Source organism: Pantoea sp. X-Soil-ISGK-421 (assembly GCF_059730785.1).
Window position 1 is genome coordinate 2,562,979 of record NZ_AP035979.1, and the last position, 18,727, is coordinate 2,581,705.

18 protein-coding genes are annotated in these 18,727 nt (G+C 54.9%); 6 read left to right on the forward strand and 12 right to left on the reverse strand.

The features are described from left to right. The first annotated feature begins 2 nt into the window (after positions 1-2). The gene (locus tag AC6I8K_RS11995; RefSeq protein ID WP_497826782.1) at positions 3-830 is read left to right on the forward strand and encodes a glycosyltransferase family 8 protein; all 828 of its coding nucleotides are present in this window, start codon (positions 3-5) and stop codon (positions 828-830) included. 91 nt (positions 831-921) lie between these two features. Here the strand turns inward: AC6I8K_RS11995 and AC6I8K_RS12000 are convergent, their stop codons facing one another. From AC6I8K_RS12000 to dacD, 5 genes are all read right to left on the reverse strand, one after another. After that, positions 922-1,335 (reverse strand): type II toxin-antitoxin system HicB family antitoxin, encoded by a 414-nt coding sequence (locus tag AC6I8K_RS12000; RefSeq protein WP_064739188.1) that lies wholly within the window; start codon positions 1,333-1,335, stop codon positions 922-924. 17 nt (positions 1,336-1,352) lie between these two features. Further along, positions 1,353-1,541, reverse strand: a complete 189-nt coding sequence (locus AC6I8K_RS12005) for a type II toxin-antitoxin system HicA family toxin (protein ID WP_497826783.1) — start codon at positions 1,539-1,541, stop codon at positions 1,353-1,355. Between the two features lie 141 nt (positions 1,542-1,682). Next, complete coding sequence (gene tmaR / locus AC6I8K_RS12010) at positions 1,683-2,003, reverse strand: PTS system regulator TmaR (protein ID WP_008110563.1); 321 nt, start codon at positions 2,001-2,003, stop codon at positions 1,683-1,685. Positions 2,004-2,164: 161 nt separating this feature from the next. Further along, on the reverse strand, positions 2,165-3,223 hold the full coding sequence (locus AC6I8K_RS12015) for an FUSC family protein (protein ID WP_064739189.1): 1,059 nt from the start codon (positions 3,221-3,223) through the stop codon (positions 2,165-2,167). A 274-nt stretch (positions 3,224-3,497) separates the two neighbouring features. Continuing rightward, on the reverse strand, positions 3,498-4,664 hold the full coding sequence (gene dacD, locus AC6I8K_RS12020; protein ID WP_497826784.1) for a serine-type D-Ala-D-Ala carboxypeptidase DacD: 1,167 nt from the start codon (positions 4,662-4,664) through the stop codon (positions 3,498-3,500). Positions 4,665-4,866: 202 nt separating this feature from the next. Here dacD and sbcB point away from each other — a divergent pair, with 202 nt between their 5' ends. Then, a complete protein-coding gene (sbcB, locus tag AC6I8K_RS12025) occupies positions 4,867-6,288 on the forward strand; it encodes an exodeoxyribonuclease I (RefSeq protein WP_497826785.1) in 1,422 nt (473 codons plus the stop codon). Positions 6,289-6,484: 196 nt separating this feature from the next. On the opposite strand, the gene AC6I8K_RS12030 is transcribed toward sbcB, so the two are convergent. The 5 genes from AC6I8K_RS12030 to ltnD all read right to left on the reverse strand — a co-directional run bounded on the left by AC6I8K_RS12030 (position 6,485) and on the right by ltnD (position 11,525). Further along, complete coding sequence (locus AC6I8K_RS12030) at positions 6,485-7,837, reverse strand: GntP family transporter (RefSeq protein ID WP_497826786.1); 1,353 nt, start codon at positions 7,835-7,837, stop codon at positions 6,485-6,487. A gap of 115 nt (positions 7,838-7,952) precedes the next feature. Next, positions 7,953-8,732 carry an HPr family phosphocarrier protein gene (locus AC6I8K_RS12035; RefSeq protein ID WP_497826787.1) on the reverse strand — a complete coding sequence of 260 codons (780 nt, stop codon included), beginning with the start codon at positions 8,730-8,732 and terminating at the stop codon, positions 7,953-7,955. Beyond that, positions 8,732-9,358 carry a 3-oxo-tetronate 4-phosphate decarboxylase gene (gene otnC / locus AC6I8K_RS12040; protein WP_497826788.1) on the reverse strand — a complete coding sequence of 209 codons (627 nt, stop codon included), beginning with the start codon at positions 9,356-9,358 and terminating at the stop codon, positions 8,732-8,734. Before otnC ends, AC6I8K_RS12035 begins: the two co-directional genes overlap by 1 nt. Next, positions 9,355-10,614 carry a 3-oxo-tetronate kinase gene (otnK, locus tag AC6I8K_RS12045; RefSeq protein ID WP_497826789.1) on the reverse strand — a complete coding sequence of 420 codons (1,260 nt, stop codon included), beginning with the start codon at positions 10,612-10,614 and terminating at the stop codon, positions 9,355-9,357. The genes otnC and otnK overlap by 4 nt, the downstream gene beginning before the upstream one ends. A 2-nt stretch (positions 10,615-10,616) precedes the next feature. Continuing rightward, on the reverse strand, positions 10,617-11,525 hold the full coding sequence (gene ltnD / locus AC6I8K_RS12050) for an L-threonate dehydrogenase (protein ID WP_073991666.1): 909 nt from the start codon (positions 11,523-11,525) through the stop codon (positions 10,617-10,619). A 259-nt stretch (positions 11,526-11,784) separates the two neighbouring features. Between ltnD and ygbI the strand changes: the two genes are divergently transcribed. Beyond that, positions 11,785-12,546: a DNA-binding transcriptional repressor YgbI gene (gene ygbI, locus AC6I8K_RS12055; protein WP_483817701.1), complete on the forward strand. Its 762-nt coding sequence runs from the start codon at positions 11,785-11,787 to the stop codon at positions 12,544-12,546. Positions 12,547-12,703: 157 nt separating this feature from the next. Here ygbI and AC6I8K_RS12060 read toward each other — a convergent pair whose 3' ends face one another. Together AC6I8K_RS12060 and AC6I8K_RS12065 are read right to left on the reverse strand one after the other, a co-directional pair. Beyond that, positions 12,704-14,062, reverse strand: a complete 1,359-nt coding sequence (locus tag AC6I8K_RS12060; RefSeq protein ID WP_064739198.1) for an APC family permease — start codon at positions 14,060-14,062, stop codon at positions 12,704-12,706. Positions 14,063-14,436: 374 nt separating this feature from the next. Continuing rightward, positions 14,437-15,852: a glutamine synthetase family protein gene (locus tag AC6I8K_RS12065; protein WP_497826790.1), complete on the reverse strand. Its 1,416-nt coding sequence runs from the start codon at positions 15,850-15,852 to the stop codon at positions 14,437-14,439. Positions 15,853-16,065: 213 nt separating this feature from the next. On the opposite strand from AC6I8K_RS12065, the gene puuD reads away from it, so the two are divergent. Genes puuD through AC6I8K_RS12080 form a run of 3 tightly spaced genes read left to right on the forward strand, consistent with a single transcriptional unit; the run spans position 16,066 to position 18,686 of the window. Then, a complete protein-coding gene (gene puuD, locus AC6I8K_RS12070) occupies positions 16,066-16,830 on the forward strand; it encodes a gamma-glutamyl-gamma-aminobutyrate hydrolase (RefSeq protein ID WP_497826791.1) in 765 nt (254 codons plus the stop codon). After that, positions 16,827-17,384, forward strand: coding sequence for an HTH-type transcriptional regulator PuuR (gene puuR / locus AC6I8K_RS12075; protein ID WP_483817704.1), 558 nt, complete (start codon positions 16,827-16,829; stop codon positions 17,382-17,384). The genes puuD and puuR overlap by 4 nt, the downstream gene beginning before the upstream one ends. A 24-nt stretch (positions 17,385-17,408) precedes the next feature. Continuing rightward, on the forward strand, positions 17,409-18,686 hold the full coding sequence (locus AC6I8K_RS12080; protein WP_483817705.1) for an NAD(P)/FAD-dependent oxidoreductase: 1,278 nt from the start codon (positions 17,409-17,411) through the stop codon (positions 18,684-18,686). Positions 18,687-18,727: the final 41 nt, after the last annotated feature.

Genomic DNA, 18,727 nt, shown 5'->3' on the forward strand with positions numbered 1-18,727 from the left:
CCATGTTTGCATGGGTAACGCTGTTAACGCAGCCAGACTATTTTATTGGTGTTAAGGCACTGCAACACTCGCTTAAGCGCAGTGAAACACGCTGGCCGCTGATTGTGATGGTCACCGACGCTATCGATCTGGAGACGCGTGAAGCGTTGCAGGCGTTGGGCTGTGTGATTCATCCTGTCGCGCCGCTGATGCCGAATGCCGAACTGGAGCAGCATTATGCTTCAGCGCAGTTTGGTGAAGTGTGGAGCAAGCTGCGTGCGTGGGAGCTGGTTGATTGTGAGCGCGTGGTGTTTCTGGATGCCGACATGCTGGTGCTGCGCAATATGGATGAGCTGTTTACGCTCGACCTGGGCGAACATGCGCTGGCGGCGTGTCACGCGTGCCGCTGCAATCCCAATAAGATCGCCAGCTATCCCGCAAGCTGGCAGCCCGAGAATTGTCATTATACCTGGCAGGATCGTGGCGAAACCGCACCGTCCACGCTCGATCGTTATCTCAACGGCGGTTTCCTGGTGCTGAAGCCAGATCTGGCGGTGTTTGAGTGGCTGCAGGAAAAAGTGGCGGGCATTACCGATCTGCGCCGCTATCCGTTCTCAGAGCAAGATTTGCTTAATGAAGTGTTCGAAAACCGCTGGTTGCCGCTGCCTTATATCTACAACGCGCTGAAAACATTACCGTTCCAGCACAGCGCAATGTGGCGTGAAGATGAGGTGAAGAACCTGCATTTCATTCTGGCAAAACCGTGGAAACGCGATTTGAATCAGCCTGAATCGGAACGCGACCGCTATTACGCAATGGATAAGCTGTGGTGGGAGTTAGCGGCGGAATAATACAAAAAAAACAGCGCGATACATCGCGCTGTTTCATGTGAATTGCCCATTACTGCGGGCCAGTTCGCCATAAATGGGTTCCCGACGAAGCTTATGAGCTGGTCTTCGCAATGCGCTCGAGCGCGACCTGTGCCAAAAAACCTGAACGGGTTTTGAATTCGGGATGCGTTGCTACGCAGCGGTCAATGCGATCAATCAGCAGTTTTGGCAAGGTTACATTTATTTTCTCGGACCCGCCCAAAATGCGAGTGACATCCACATCAATAAGTACCCAAACATAACCTGCATATTGCGGATCTTTCATCAACGATTTCAATTCAGAAACCGCCGGGATGTCCTGCTCTAATTCTACCAGCAGCTCCAGATGGCCGATAATCGCCTCTTTGGCATTTGTTACCGCCGCTTCCAGCGTATCTCCAGCAGAAAAACAGCCCGGCAAATCCGGCACCGTGACGCCAAATGCCGTGCTTTGGTCGCCAGCCTCAATCGCGATGGGATAAAACATATGTCACCTCTTTCGAATTAATGGACAGTCAGTCCGGCTTGTTTCCTGATACTTTTCACCGTTTTGGTCGGCAAATCCTTTTTGGGGTGCGGTATCGTCACCAGCCCTTTTTTAACCGGATGGACAAAATGGTGATGGCTACCGTTCACACGTATCAGTTCCCAGCCATCGGCCTTGATCTCGGCCATTAATGATCTGCTATCCATGCCATTGCCTTACAGCGTCCTGAAAGCACAAAAGATACCCCCAATAACCCCAAATCGCAAGAAGAGTTATTGGGGTTATCTTTTTCCCAAATAAAAAGGTCGTCATAAATGACGACCTCATGATTAATGGTGGATGGAAATTTATTGTGCTTTTGGCTCGCCCATCGCTTTCAACTTCTTCGACAGCTCACGACGCTCTTTGGAGAGGTCAGCGTTTTTGATGATGTATTCATCAACGCGATCTTCATAGTCCACACGCATGCTGGCGATAATTTCCTGAACCGCCTCGATGCTCATGCCGGGTTTGATGTATTCACTCAGGTTGTCCAGCAGCAACACACGTTTCTGGTTATCACGGACTTTCTTCTCGTTATCCACGATTTCGCGCTGCAGCTTGTTTTTACGACGGAACATACGCACAAACTCCAGTACGTCCTGAAATGATTGCTTGGCATTTTCCATGTTGGCACCTTTCTTTAGGCCTGCGTTGGCAGGCGGAATAGTCATAACGTTTAGCTTAGCGGCTTGGCCGCCAGGGTTGCAATTCTCACCGCTAAATTCGGACTGGCGCTTATCTTAGCGCAAAGAATGGGTGATTCACATTAAGTCATTGCCTGAGAAAACTATTTACGTAGCGCCAGACGCACTAAATCAGTCATACGCTCCAGCTGACGCGCCTGTTCAAGACTCAGCCAAACGTAGCCGTAAATCGCCGTGGTTTCCGGGCGTCTGCTGCGATTGGCAATCAGCTGCTCCAACTCTTGAGTAATCTCATCGAGCGCGTGGCTGTTAGCGGTGATCTGCTCGGTTTCGCCTTTGACCATCAGCGTGGCCAGCGCATTCAGCGTGTCTTCCGTCATCTGCTGCGTGCGGCGCAACGTGGGAGCATTAAGCATAATCAGATGGCTTTCACGCGATGACCACCACGCATCAATCTGCATCTGCATGGTGTTCACCATATTGCGATTGATGGTTTGGATTGCCTCAAACACCGATTTGGGAATGCGTGTCTCTTTGCTTGCCGGTTCCAATAACGCGCGCATCTTAATCACGCCACTTAGCAACTTTTGGAAGGGTTTGTTTAGCCGTGGTTTTTCCAGCAAATTAGCAGAGAAGCCGGTGTGATGCAGCTTGGCCATGGCGATAAACGCATCCGACAGCTGGATGCGCCAATGGGTGTACGCGCGTTGTGCCCAAATGGCGCTGAACAGCAGTGCCATCAACGAACCGAGAATCACATCACCGCCGCGCCACATGGCGATAGTGAAATCCCCGGCCGGTGCGCCAACCACCACACCGAGCGTGATACCGATCAGTAACGCCATATAGGGATGTTTTCCCAGCGTCAAATAGCCGCAGACCACCATCACAATGGCGCACCATACCAGCATTACCGGCAATGAAAACAGCTCAAGCTTGAGCGCAATCAACCCGGAAATCAGACCGGCGAAGGTGCCGCTAATACGCTGTACTACGCGCGGCAACACGTTGCCCCAGGTTGAAATTGGCCCCATCACCACCACCAGCGTAATCAGCGGCCAGGTGCCTTCTGGAATGTCGGTAAGCCGCACAAACAGGAAACACAGTACAAAGGCGATGGCAATGCGCACGCCGTGTACGGTGCGATAGTGGCGGTAGAACCAGAACTCAATCTGCGAGATGGGCTTGTCAGCGCGTAACATGGTTGTCCGGGAACGATACAAATTTGCGCGCTATGTTACCCTGGCGGTTGGTGCACCATCAGTGTTGAACGCAATTTTTTTCGAGTTTTGGTGAAATTCAACATGTGCGTTACATCTAACCTTATCAATGGAAACATTGATGTAACGCTTCATGTTAGGTGCGATGTTTGAAACGGTCGCCATGAATGGCGACCCTACGGGCGCGTGAGTTATGGCGACCAGAATCACGCCGCCGCAGCACGGCGACGGCGATGACGCAAAATTATGCGACGGATTACAGTTTCTGTTTCACGTAATCGCTGATGCGCGTAATGATGCCTGCCTGATCAACCGCTTGCAGCGCATAAAGCGGATAGCTTGCCAACTGCTTATCTTTGTCCATCACCTGAATTTCCCCAATCTGCTCGCCCGCTTTCAGCGGCGCTTCCAGATCTTTACGGTCAATCACGTATTTGGCCATCACGTTGGCGACTTCGCTGCGCGGCAGCGACAGGTAGATATCCTGCGTGGTACCGACATCCACTTTATGCGGATTGCCGTACCAGACGTTTTCCGTACCGATTTTTTTCCCTGCGTGGAACAGTTGCACCGTATCAAAGGTGTTTTGGCCCCACACCAGCAGCTTGCGCGCCTGATCTTCACGGCCTTTCGAACTTTTGCCGCCCATGATCACGGCGATCAGGCGATGACGTCCGACGACGTTAGACGCGATGATGTTAAAACCCGCGCTTTCGGTATGCCCGGTTTTCAGGCCATCGACGTGCAGATTTTGATCCCACAACAAACCGTTGCGGTTGTTCTGCGTGATGCCGTTCCAGGTCAGGGTTTTCTCACCGTACATGGCGTAGAAATCGGGCTCGCCGCTGATAATCGCGCGCGATAGCGTTGCCAGATCGCGTGCGGTGGTGTGCTGGCCCGGCGCGTCAAGACCATGCACGGTTTCAAAATGGGTGTGCGTCAAATTCAGCTTCTGCACATAGCTGTTCATCATGTTAACGAAGCTACCTTCGCTGCCGGCCACGTGATCCGCCAGCGCCACGCAGGCATCGTTACCTGAATCGATGATCACACCGCGCATCAGGTCGCGCACCGTGACCTGATCGCCCGGTTTGAGGAACATCAGCGAAGAACCTTTGAACACCGGATTGCCCGCGCCCCACGCATCTTTGCCGATGGTGACTTTGTCATCGCGGCTGATTTTATTCTGATCGATAGCGCGATCAACGACATAGCCGGTCATCAGTTTGGTCAGGCTGGCCGGGTTGCGCTCTTCATCCGGATTGCCCGCAGTGAGAATTTGCCCGGTAGTGGCGTCCATAAGCACCCACGACGCCGCATCAATCGGCGGAGGCGTCAGGGGAAACGGCATGCTGTCGTCAGCCTGCGCCAACGATGCCCAAACAATCATTCCAGATACAGTTACCAGCAGACGCCTTTTCAACACTTCTTCCTCGAAATCAAAAAAATGAATTTACCGCCGCACGTTGTACGGCAAATAGCGCTTACAGATCTGAATAAATTGAAAAAAAGTATGAACTGCGCATAAATGCTGCGTGCCCGCTCGCAGCGAGGATGATCGAGGTTGTACTGCTACCCAGGGACGACTATCCTGTGCGTTGATTCTCCATTGCCAGGATAACGCCGTGCCCGCCTCTGAGTTCACCTTCTTATTCCACGATTATGAAACCTTCGGCAAAAGCCCATCGCTAGACCGTCCGGCGCAGTTTGCCGGCCTGCGTACCGATAAAGAATTCAACGCGGTAGGTGAACCGCAGGTATTTTATTGCCAACCGGCCGACGATTATCTGCCGCAGCCGGAAGCGGTAATGATCACCGGCATTACGCCGCAAACCGCCAAAGCGCGCGGCGTGACAGAAGCGGCGTTTGCCGAACGCATCCACGGCCTGTTTAGCGAGCCGCAAACCTGTGTGATTGGTTACAACAATGTGCGCTTTGATGATGAAGTGACGCGCAATATCTTCTATCGCAACTTCTTCGATCCGTACGGCTGGAGCTGGCAGAACGGCAATTCGCGCTGGGATTTGCTCGACGTGATGCGCGCTTGTTACGCGTTACGCCCGGAAGGTATTGAGTGGCCGGAAAATGACGATGGCTTCCCGAGCTTTAAGCTGGAACATCTCACCAAAGCCAATGGCGTGGCACACGAACAGGCGCACGATGCGATGTCTGACGTTTATGCCACGCTGGCCATGGCCAAACTGGTGCAAGAGAAGCAGCCGAAGCTGTTTGAGTTTCTGTTTACCCATCGCAACAAACAGAAACTGATAACGCTGATTGATATCCCGCAGATGAAACCGCTGGTGCACGTCTCCGGCATGTTCGGCGCGGCACGTGGCAATACCAGCTGGATTGTGCCGCTGGCCTGGCATCCGGATAATCGTAATGCATTGATTGTCGCCGACCTGGCCGGTGATATGTCGCCGCTGCTGGCGCTGGAATCTGACGAACTGCGTGAACGTTTGTATACCCGTCATAGCGAGTTGGGCGATCTGCCTGCCGTGCCGATCAAGCTGGTGCATATCAATAAGTGTCCGGTGCTGGCACCCGCGAGTACGCTGCGTCCGGAAGATGCCGAGCGCCTGAACATCGATCGCCAGCAGTGCCTCGCCAACCTCAAGCTGCTGCGTGAACATGCTGAAGTGCGAGAGAAAGTGGTGGCGCTATTTGCCGACGCCGAGCCGTTCACGCCATCGGATGATGTGGATGCCCAGCTGTATGACGGTTTCTTTAGCGATGCCGATCGTGCTGGTATGAACATTATCCGCCAGACGCCGCCGCAGAACCTTCCGGCGCTGGATTTGACCTTTGAAGATAAGCGCATCGCTAAACTGCTGTTCCGCTATCGTGCGCGTAATTTCCCCGGCACGCTGGATGACGCCGAGCAGCAGCGCTGGCTGCAGCATCGCCGCGAAGCGTTGAATGCCGAACGCGTGCAGGCATTTTTGCTGGAGCTGGAGTCGCTGGCGAGTTTACACGAGGGAAATACGGATAAGATGGCGCAGTTGAAAGCGCTGTATTTGTATGCGCAGGAGTTGGTTTCTTAGTCCTCTGCGCTTTTTAAAAGCGGTCGCCATAAATGGCGTAATGCCGATCAGTTAAGCACCGTATCAAATCACCGCACATTCCGTAGCGGCGCGATTTATCGCGCAATGAATTGCGCCGCTACAATGTGTGCGCCCGGTGATTGGGGTTTCATCTCTTAACTAACGAGCGTTATGCCATTTATGGCGACCCGGAAACTTAAATCATTCCCCACACCAGCCACGTTAATACAAATCCGCTCAGGCCCATCACGGTGGTTAATACCGTCCAGGTCTTCAAACCGTCGGCTACCGACAAGCCCAGATAACGCGTCACCACCCAAAATCCAGCATCATTGACATGCGACAAGCCCAAACCGCCGAAACAGGCCGCTAACGTGATCAGCACGCGCTGCATTTCCGTCACGTCACCCACCGCCTGGCTCAGCAAACCGCTGGTGGTGAGAATCGCGACCGTTGCCGATCCCTGCGAGGCACGCAGCGCCAGCGACAGGATAAACGCAGCGGGTAGCAACGGAAGGTGCAAGGTTTCCAGCGTTAATGCCAGCGCTTTGCCCACGCCCGATTCCACCAACACTTTACCGAAGGCACCGCCCGCGCCCGCCACCAGAATCACGCTGGCGGAACTGGGAATCGCACGGCCGGTCAGATCTTCCAGCTTCTCCTTGCTCCAGCCGCGGCGCACGCCCAGCAGCCATGCCGCCAAACCCAGCGCAATCAGCAACGCAATCGCGGGTGTGCCAATCACCGTCATCACCGAGCGCAGCGTGCTGCCTTCAGCCAGCGTGGTGTGCGCCACGGTCCCCATCACGATCAGCAGAATCGGTACCACAATCAGACCGGTGATGGTGAGCGCACCCGGCGGTGACGCGTCGTTTTTCGGCGTGCCTTCCGGTTTCGCCAGCTGCAACTGCTCCAACACATCCACCGAAAGATGATACTGACGCAGGTTCATCGCTTTGGCGACGAAGTAACCGACGATTCCGACCGGGATTGAAATCAAAATACCGAGCATCATCAGCCAGCCCATATCGGTATGCAGAATACCGGCGGCTGCGGCTGCGCCCGGATGGGTTGGCAACGCCACGTGTACCGTCAGCATCACCCCCGCCATTGGCAGGCCAAACTTCAGCGGTGACACGCGCGCCACTTTGGTGAAGCCGTAAATCAGCGGAATGACGATAATGAAACCGACTTCGAAGAAGACCGGAATACCGAGGATAAAGGCGGCTATGGTTAGCGCTGCTACGGTGCGCTTAATGCCCAGCGATTTGCTGAAGCGCTGCGCCAGCGACTCTGCGCCGCCCGAAGCTTCAATGACTGCGCCCAGCATCGCCCCCAACACGATGATAATAGTGATGTGCCCCAGCAAGTTGCCCATCCCGCTAAAGATGGTTTCCATAATTTTATCCGCCGGGATGCCGGTAGCAATCGCCACCAGCAGGCTAACAATCAGCAGCGCCACGAAGGGGTGAACTTTGGTTTTAATCACCAGCAACAGCAAGATCACGATGCTGGCGGTAGCGATAGCTAACAACAACGCGGTTGACATGATAATCCTCTATTTTATAAGTATTTTTTGGGTACAGTTTTCTTTGGCATTGACAGATTCAGGCATGACTTATCCAGCACAGTGCTTCTACGCACTGTGCTGGAAGGGTATTGATTTACTTAGCGTATGGCGCGAACCAGCCGAGACCGGCTTCGGTGCGGCCGCGCGGGAAATATTCACATCCCACCCAACCGTCGTAGCCCACTTCATCCAGCAGATTAAATAGATACGAATAGTTAACTTCGCCTTCGTCCGGCTCGTGGCGATGTGGTGCCGACGCGATCTGGACGTGGCGATAACGGCCCGCATATTCACGGATCAGATGCGTCAGATTGCCGTCCACCAACTGCGCATGAAAAAGATCGAGCTGGGTAAATACGTTCGGACGATCGATGCGTTCCATCATCGCCAGCGTCTGGTACTGACTTGAATAGAGATAATTCGGCTTGGTGACCGGATTTAGCGCTTCCAGCAGCAGGCGAATGCCATGCGGCGCAAAACGCTCAGCGGCATAGTGCATATTTTGCACGAATGTCGCTTCATATTCTGCACGATTGGCACCGTTCGGCACGGTGGCCGCCATGATGTGCACCTGCTTACAATTCAACGCCAACGCATACTCCAGCGCGCGATCGATATCGGCGCGCGCTTGCTCTTCACGGCCGGGAATGGCAGAAACGCCCCATTCACCCGCTTGCACATTGCCAGCCGCGGTGTTGAACAACACCAGCTCCAACTGATGTGTCTCCAGCTCGGCTTTGATCGCCTCGGCTGGATAGTCATATGGAAACAAGAACTCGACGCCGCGAAAACCGGCGTTAGCCGCGGCGGCAAAGCGTTCGATAAACGGCAGTTCACCGAACTGCGTGGATAAATTGGCTGCAAACTTAGGCATTAGAAACTCCTCAATTCCGCCACTTCGCTATCGGTCAGATAACGAATCGAGCGGTCGCCGAGCGTGAACATCAGACGCGCGGTCTCTTCCAGTTCTTCAGTGTTATTGGCGGCTTCGCGCAGAGATTTACCCACCACTACCGGGCCGTGATTGGCCAACAGGAAGGCGCTGTAGCGCGAGGCCAGATTGGCCAGATCGTCAGCTAAACGCTGATCGCCCGGCTTGTAATACGGCACTACCGGTACATCACCGACGCGCATCACCACGTAGGGCGTGAACGGCCGGATGCAGTTTTCGCTATCGAGATCGTTGAGGCAGGAGAGCGCCGTCAGATAGTGGCTGTGCAGGTGCACCACCGCTTTGCACTCGGGATTATTCAGGTAGAGCGCGCGGTGAAAAGCGACCTCTTTCGATGGCTTATCGCCGGAGATCCATTCGCCTTGTAGCGTCACTTTTGCCAGGCGATCGGCCTGCAGTTCGCCGAGGCACGATCCGGTTGGCGTCGCCAGCAAGTTGCCATCTTCCAGCAGCAGCGACAGGTTGCCTGCCGAACCGGTGGCGTAACCGCGCTGAAAGAAGGAGGCGCCAAGCTGCACCATTTCTTCGCGTGCTTGTTGTTCGGTCATGCTGAAAACTCCGTTTGTGCGCGAGCAAAGAACTGTTCATCGCCAAAGTTGCCGGATTTCAATACCAACGACAGCGGCTGATGGATATCGCGCACCCACGGTACGCCCGGCGAAATCATCGGTCCGATGTGGAACGCGGTGACGCCGAGGCTTTGTGCCACCACACCCGAGGTTTCGCCGCCCGCCACGATAAAGCGCTGCCAGCCGCGAACTTTCAGTTCACGCGTAACCGCGGCAAATAGCTGCTCAACGGCTTCGCTGCTGCGCGCCGCACCAAACTGCTGCTGAATTGCCTGCAGCTGCTGCGCATCGGCAGTAGCGAACAATAAAGGAGCCAGCGCAGGTTGATGATGCGCTTCGACCCAATTGCAGAGTTCCTGTGCATAGCTTTCGGCATCGTCCAGGCAACGTTCCACCCGCACTTCATGCGATGGCGCGTGCTGGCGATACGCCTCAACCTGACGATTGGTCATTTGCGAACAGGAACCGGAGATCACCACCGCACGGTCGCCTTGCGGACGACCCGCCTGCTCGGCATCGCTGTTCTGCTGCTGCGTTGCCCAGGCGCGGGCAATCCCGATCGCCAATCCTGAACCGCCGGTGACCAGACGCGTCTCTTTCAACGCTTCGCCCTGCGTCAGCAGATGCTGCTCGTGCAGCGCATCCAATACCACATAGTTAATGCCCTGTGTTTTCAAGGCATCCAGCTGCGCACGCACCACCTCGGCACCTTGATCCAGCTGCGCCGCGTTGATCACCGCCGCCTGACCTTTGGCCTGACGCGTCATCAAACGCACCAGATTGCTGTCGGTCATTGGCGTGACCGGATGATGGCGCATGCCCGATTCAGACAGCAGCTGATCGGCAACAAACAGATAGCCCTGATACACCGTACGCCCGTTAACGGGCAGCGACGGCGAAATCACCGTTTGCGTTTCGCCTAATGCCGCCAGCAGCGCATCGGTCACCGGACCGATATTGCCTTGCTCGGTGCTGTCGAAGGTCGAGCAATATTTGAAGTAGAAACGATCACAGCCCTGCTGTTGTAGCCACGCCAGCGCCGCCAATGTTTGCTCAATCGCCTGCTGAGGCGGACAAGAACGCGACTTCAGGCTGATCACAATCGCCTGCGCGCGCAGTGCGTCGTGCGCATCGGGCACGCCGTTGAACTGAATAGTCGGCAGACCGTTCTGCACCAGGAAACTGGCAATGTCAGTGGCTCCGGTAAAATCGTCTGCAATAACGCCTAAACGCATGATTACTTCTCCTCTGCCTGCGGCAGCGTGATGCCACTGAAGATCTTGATCACCGCGCTGTCATCTTCACGGCCGTGACCGGCATTACTGGCTTCGGTAAACATGTTGAGCGCGGTAGAGGCCAGCGGCAGCGGGAAGTGCAGCGATTTGGCGGTATCCGCGACCAGGTTGAGATCTTTGACGAAGATATCGACTGCAGATTTCGGCGAGTAATCGCCATCCACCACGTGACGCATGCGGTTCTCAAACATCCACGAGTTACCGGCGGCATTGGTCACCACGTCGTACATGGTGTCGAGCGGAATCCCGGCCCGCGCGGCCAGTGCCATCGCTTCGGCACCCACGGCAATGTGCACGCCCGCCAGCAGCTGGTGAATGATTTTGACGGTAGAGCCCAAACCGATCTCGCTGCCGACGCGATAGACCTTCGCCGCTACCGCATCCAGCACCGGTTTTAGCAGTGCAAAGGCTTCATCGCTGCCGGATGCCATTACGGTCATCTCACCGACTGCGGCTTTGGCTGCACCGCCGGAAACCGGCGCATCCAGCATCAGCAACTGATGCTGCGCCAGCTGTTGTTCAATCGCCTGCGCATCCTGTGAAGAGATGGTGGAAGAGACCATTACCACGGTGCCGGGCTTGAGCTGCGCGGCCACACCGTTTTCACCAAACAGAATCGCTTTGACCTGCGCGGCGTTGACCACCAGCAGCAGCACCGCATCCAGTTCAGCAGCAAAACGGGCAGCGGAGGTCTGTGCATCGCGCGCACCGGCCTGACGCAGGGTTTCCAGCGCTTGCGGATTTAGGTCAACGCCCCAGGTGTTCAATCCTGCACGGATACAAGACTGCGCCGCACCCATGCCCATGGAACCTAAACCAATCACGCCGATGTTATTCACGGTTGCTGACACAGCACACCTCCATTGTTAATTTAAGTGATAATTTGTTCATTGGTGTTAAGTCTGCCGCAGTTACTGCGCAATAAACGTGCGTAATATCACAAAAATTAACTTCGCTGCGCACTGCTTAACATGAATTCACACCTCAACCTGATTGATTAGGATCCGGTCTGCGTGGGATTTCTGCAGAAAATTCGTGAAGATAAATTGTGCTGCGAGCTGTGAATCGATGATCTACAATGTGAAAAAATGATAATTCAGGGAGAGCAGGGTGATTCCGATTGAACGTCATCAACAAATTTTAACGCTGGTTGCTGAACGCGGCGTGGTGAGCATTGCTGAGCTGACCGAAAGATTGGGCGTGTCACATATGACGATTCGTCGCGATGTGCAGAAACTGGAAGAGCAAGGCGCGGTGTTGTCGGTTTCTGGTGGTGTGCGCTCGGCGGATCGCCTGGCGGCGGAGCCGTCGCATCTGGCAAAAACCAATATGTACAGCGGTGAGAAGATGGCGATTGGCCAGTATGCTGCGCGCCACATTCCGCGTAATAGCTGTATTTATCTTGATGCCGGCACTACCACGTTAGCACTGGCACGCGAGTTGATAGAGCGTGACGATTTGCTGGTGGTGACCAATGATTTTGTGATTGCGCGTCTACTCATGGAAAGTAGCGACTGCAAGCTGATTCACACCGGCGGCACGGTGTGCCGTGAGAACCGTTCCAGCGTGGGTGAAGCGGCAGCACGCAGTTTGCGTCAGCTGGCGATCGATATCGCGTTTATCTCCGCATCATGCTGGGGCACGCGCGGACTGTATACGCCAGATGAAGATAAAGTGCCGGTCAAGCAGGCGGCGAGCGATGTCAGTAGCAAGCGCGTGTTGCTGAGCGACAGTTCCAAGTACAACAAGATTGCGACGCATCTGGCGTTGCCGCTGGAGCAGTTTGATACATTAATTACGGATGCAGAGCTAAGTAAAGCGGGACGTGAAGCGTTGAGTGCGGGGCGTTGGGAATTGGTGTTAGCGGGTTGAGTTTTTTAAATTGTGCTTGCTGTTCCCCTCCTCGGTCCTCCCCCATTGATGGGGGAGGAAGATGCTGCTACATGCGAGTTAGGAGTTTCATGTGGCAGCGTCTCCTTCCCCCGCTTGCGGGGGAAGGCCAGGATGGGGGACAGCGACTTCAATCAAATCACACTTCTTCGCTGAACTGCGGAACCGGATTGCGGAAAGTGCGGGTAACAAACGCGAGGTAGATGATACCAATCGCCGCCCACACCAGGCCGAGCACCATTGAGGTCTCTTCCAGGTTAATCCACAACGCACCGACTGTCAGTGCGCCCATGACCGGCAGCAGCAGATAGTTGATGTGATCTTTCAGCGTCTTGTTACGCTTCTCACGGATCCAGAACTGCGCAATCACCGACAGGTTCACAAAGGTAAACGCCACCAGTGCACCGAAGTTAATCAGCGCCGTTGCGGTCACCAGGTCGAAGTTGATCGCCATCAGCGCCACCGCACCGACCAGCAGCACGTTCAGTGACGGCGTGCGATATTTCGGATGCACGAAGCCAAAGAAACGCTGCGGGAACACGCCATCACGGCCCATCACGTACATCAGACGTGAAACACCGGCGTGCGCGGCCATACCCGACGCCAGCACTGTCACCACTGAGAAGATCAGGATGCCAATCTGCAACGCTTTACCCGCCACGAACAGCATGATTTCTGGCTGTGAAGAGTCCGGGTTGGTGAAACGCGAAATGTCAGGGAAGTACAGCTGCAGGAAGTAAGAGACACCGATAAAGATCACACCACCAATCAGCGCGGTGAGGAAAATCGCGCGTGGGATGGTGCGTTCTGCATCTTTGGTCTCTTCCGACAGCGAACTGATGCCGTCAAAGCCGAGGAACGAGAAGCACAGAATGGTCGCACCGGTAATCATCGGCACCACGTGCGCATTCTCAGACCAGAACGGTTTGCTGCTGGTCAATGTCCCCTCGCCCACACCGTGTGCCACACCGTAAACCACCATACCGGTGATCACTACCATCACCACCACTTGCAGCACCACGATCACGCTGTTGAAGTTGGCAACGGTTTTGATTCCACGCAGGTTAGAGATGGTCATGAAGGCCACCAGCAGCACCACGAAAATCCATGACGGAATGCCAGGCACCAACGTTTCAAAGTAACTTTTCGCCAGCAGGATGTTGATCATCGGCATGAACAGGTAGTCCAGCAGTGATGACCAGCCAACCATAAAGCCGACATGCGGACTGATTGCCTTCTGAGCATAGGTGTAAGCGGAGCCCGCAGATGGGAAGCGGCGTACCAGCTTGCCGTAGCTCACGGCAGTAAACAGAATCGCGATCAGGGCGAAAGCATACGCGGTGGCGACGTGGCCGTCGGTCAATCCAGACACGATACCGAAGGTATCAAACAGGGTCATTGGCTGCATATACGCCAGGCCCATCATGACAACCGGGATCAAGGTCAGGGATTTTTTCAGATGTGCACGCTGAGGTGCGGCAGAGGTGTTAAGCGACATTGTTCAGGCCCCCGCAAGCGACAACCGCGATCGGCTGAGCTACAGGGATACTGCGCAATTTGCTGCAGTGAGAAGTGAAATACGTGTTTGCGATTGTCGCGGCGCCGTAGTCATCACGGAAGCGAGAACCAGCCTGAGCTGGTGCAATGTTAAACAGTCCCATCTTTGTTTTCCTCAAATCTCACGCACAAGCGTGTTTGTCAGTATCTATCTATCCGGATGCGTGTCCGGCCTCGTTTGAATGTCAGTGAGTACTACATCATGCAAAAAAATAACCGACGCGGTTAACGTCGGTTAGTTCTCATTTTGCAGGGCGCGTATTTTGCCCCAACTTATGCCATCGGCACAAGACGTTAGATCAATTCTTCACGCGGTCAGGCATTCTTTAGCATCCAGTCGATTTCCGTCGAGGTGATTAAGCGCTCAAACTGCATCAACTCATATTGTTTGCAGCTGTGCCATACCCCGCTGAAACGCTCGCCCAACAGCTTCTGCAGCGGATAGCTATTCTCGAATTCATACAGCGCATCACTTTGCCGAATCGGTAATGCCAGCCCTTCTGCTTCATGCCCATTGCCCTGCACCGCATGCGGTAAAGGTAGCTGATTATCCAGACCGTGCAAAATACCGGCAAGAATAGTTGACACCACCAGATAGGGATTTGCATCTGCACCGGCAACGCGATACTCGATGCGGTGGTTATCCGCATCGCCACAGGGCACACGCAGTGCGACCGTGCGATTATTGTGCCCCCACGACGCCTGCAGCGGCACATAAGCTTCCGGCAGGAAGCGGCGATAGGCGTTCACATTCGGTGCCAGCAGGGCCATTGAAGCCGGCATCAGATCAATCATCCCCGCCAGCGCACGTTTCATCAGCGGTGAATCGCTGCCATCGTCCAGCGCGAAGGCGTTATGATCGGCGGCATCCAGCATGCTGATGTGAACATGCATGCCACTGCCTGCATACTCTTCGTAAGGTTTAGCCATAAACGTCGCCGTCATGCCGTGATTCTCGGCCACTTGCCGCACCAGCCGCTTCAATTGAATGGCGTGGTCACAGGCTTTCAGCACGTCGCGCGCGTGATGCAGGTTAATTTCAAACTGGCCGGGCGAGGCTTCTGCCAGCGCACCGTCGGCGGGAATCCCTTGCAGCCTGGCAAGATGATCGATATCACGCAGAACGTCGGCGAAATTGTCGAGATTATCGACCGAATAAACCTGACTCTGCATGTTGCGATCGTCACTGCCCGGCGAGCATGGCGGCTGAATGAAGCCCTCCGCATCGCGCTTTTTATCCACCAGATAGAACTCCAGCTCTACCGCTACCACCGGGAACAATCCTCGATTACGCAGCTGTTGCCACAGTCGATTAAGGACATTACGGGGTTCAACGTCAAAGGGAGTGCCATCTTGGTTACACATGGTCAACAACAGCTGAGCGATGTGCGTGGGGTCGGCTGCAGAAGGTATTAAGGTTCCGGGAACCGGCATGCAGAGGTGGTCGGGTTCGCCCAGTGACTGGCCCAGTCCGGCGTCTTCGACGGTGTTACCGAGAATATCCATAGCGAAAACCGAAGCCGGGAAGTAACACCCTTTTTCCAGTTTTGCTAATGCGGAGATGGGAATGCGTTTACCGCGAAATACCCCATTTAAATCATTAAGAAGAATATCGACATACTGCGTTTCAGGATGGCGTTCCAGCCAGGTTTTGACCTCCAGCTGGAACGCGCTTGTTCGTTTCTCTTCACTGTGTCGCGTGAAGTCTTCTACTTCTACGAGGTTCGTCATGATCCCACCCGCCCTATACCGTTTAGAATTGGTGCGCGAAATGCTCAAAATAACAGCCACTCTTCTAACATAGCGCTAACGCAAAAAGTGTGCAAATGTAACAATTCTGCTGGAGGAATGAACGGCTGATTGCTAGATTGACAAAATATTGCACACTTTTAATGCCAGCCGTGCCGTTTCGGCGAAAATATTGAACAGCAGCGTGGAGACGTTATGGGCATTATTTTTGACAAGCCTTTGATTGGCGTAGTGATGTGCCAAAACATGATCGGCAGCCATGCTGGTCAAACGGTTCACAATAAATATCTCGACGCTATCGTACTCGCCGGTGGCGTGCCGCTGCCATTACCGCATCAGTTAATGCATTCCCCTCATCTATTAGAAAACAGTATGACCGTGCTGGATGGCATTTTGCTGACCGGCAGCCCCAGCAACATTGAACCCTGGCACTATGGCGAAGATGGCAAAGAGGCGCATGCCGATCCAGCGCGCGATCGTCTCGCCTTCGGACTTATCACCCATGCGGTGGGTAAAAAGATGCCGATGTTTGGCATTTGTCGCGGCCTGCAGGAGCTGGTGGTCGCCAACGGCGGCGCACTGCATCGCCAACTGCATATGACGCATCTTTTTCAGGAGCATCGCGAAAACGATGCGCTGCCCCTGGATGAGCAATACGCGCCGGTACATGATGTGCAGCCAGAAGCTGGTGGCATGCTGAGCCAGCTGCTTGGCAGCGCCGAATCTTTTGCAGTCAATTCGTTACATGGGCAAGGAATTCGTGAAACCGGTCCGCAGCTGCGCGTGGAAGCGCGCGCGCCTGACGGATTGATTGAAGCCGTTAGCCTGCCAAAGCACCCTTTCGCCCTCGCGGTGCAATGGCATCCAGAATGGCAGTCCGACCGCGATCCGGTTTCGCGCCGTTTGTTTGAGGCCTTTATCCACGCCGCTGTCTGTTATCACAAGGAAAAACAGCCATGAATGATGCCACTCTGGCACCCGGACGGCGCTTATCGCAAATCCGGCAGGCGTTGGGATTGTCTCAGCGTCGCGTCGCTGAGTTATCAGGATTAACGCACAGCGCCATTAGCACCATCGAACAGGACAAAGTGAGCCCGGCCGTCAGCACTTTACAGAAGCTGCTAAAAGTTTACGGGCTATCGCTGTCGGAGTTTTTCTCCGAACCCAAAATCAATACCACGCCGCGGGTGATTGTGCGCCCGGAAGAGTGTGTGGAGATCGGCAGTCTTGGCGTATCGCTGATGTTGATTGATAACGGTGCCGCGCGTCGTGCGCTGGCGATGCTGCTAGAGCGTTACGAACCGGGCGCCAGCACCGGTGAGAAGTTACGCCATCCCGGCGAGGAAACCGGCACGATACTGGAAGGTGAAATCACGCTGGTGGTGAACGGCCAGAGTTATCATTTATATCGCGGAGAGAGCTATGTGATTGACACCGGGTTGCCACACAGTTTTACCAATACCTCAGATCAACCGTGTCGCATTGTTAGCGCGCATACGCCCGCCAATTTCTAAGATTTCGCGCTTAAGGAGGATGTAATGCAACATGTGGGAAGTTATTACGCTGCTACCGCCAACGCTCATGCGCCCTGGCCGGAGCTGCAAGAATCGGTACAGTGCGATGTCTGCATTATTGGCGGCGGTTTTACCGGACTTTCGTCGGCGCTGTTTCTTACCGAAGCCGGTTACGACGTGGTGCTGCTTGAAGCGGCGAAAATCGGCTTTGGCGCCAGCGGGCGTAATGGCGGCCAGGTCGTCAACTCATACAGCCGTGACGTGGACGTGATTGAGCAGCGCTACGGTAAACAGACCGCGCAGATGCTCGGCAGCATGATGTTTGAAGGCGCGGAGATCATTCGCGATCGCATCGACCGTTACGCCATCGCCTGCGATTATCGTCCCGGCGGCATTTTTGCCGCGCTGAATCAACGTCAAATGGGCCATCTGCGCAGCCAGCAGGCCAGTTGGGCGCGCTACGGAAATCACGATTTGGAGCTGCTCGACGAGCGCGGCATTCGCCGGGAAGTAGCCACCGATCGCTACGTCGGTGGTTTACTCGATAAGCGCGGCGGGCATCTGCATCCACTCAATCTGGCGCTGGGTGAAGCGGAAGCGATTCGCCGGCACGGCGGACGTATTTATGAGCAGTCGGCGGCGATAGAAGTGAAATATGGCGCACCCCATCGGGTAAAAACCGCCAAAGGTGAAGTCAGCGCCACCTTCGTGATTTTTGCCGGCAACGCTTATTTGCCGTCGCAGCTTGAACCGCGCCTGACGCGCAAAAGCATGCCGTGCGGCTCGCAGATCGTGACCACCGAACCCTTAACGCGCGACCAGGCGCTGGGTTTACTGCCGAATAATTACTGCGTAGAAGATTGTAATTATCTGCTCGATTACTTCCGCCTCACCGCCGATAACCGCCTGCTTTACGGCGGCGGCGTGGTGTATGGCGCGCGCGAGCCGGATGATATCGAAGCGCTGATTCGTCCCAAGCTATTGCGCACGTTCCCGCAGCTGCGTGACATCAAAATCAGCCACCGCTGGAGCGGCAATTTCCTGCTCACATTGTCGCGTATGCCGCAGTTTGGGCAGGTTGAGAAAAATGCGTTCTTTATGCAGGGCGATAGTGGGCATGGCGTCACTTGCACCCATCTTTCTGGGAAATTGATTGCTGAAGTGCTGCGTGGCCACGCGGAGAGGTTTGATGCGTTTGCGAAATTGCCGCACCTGCCGTTTCCGGGTGGGCGGCGGTTTAAGGTGCCGCTGACGGCGATGGGCGCGGCTTGGTATGCGTTGCGGGATCGGTTTGGGGTGTGACCAGGTCGCCATGAATGGCGACCCTACATCGTAGGGTGCGC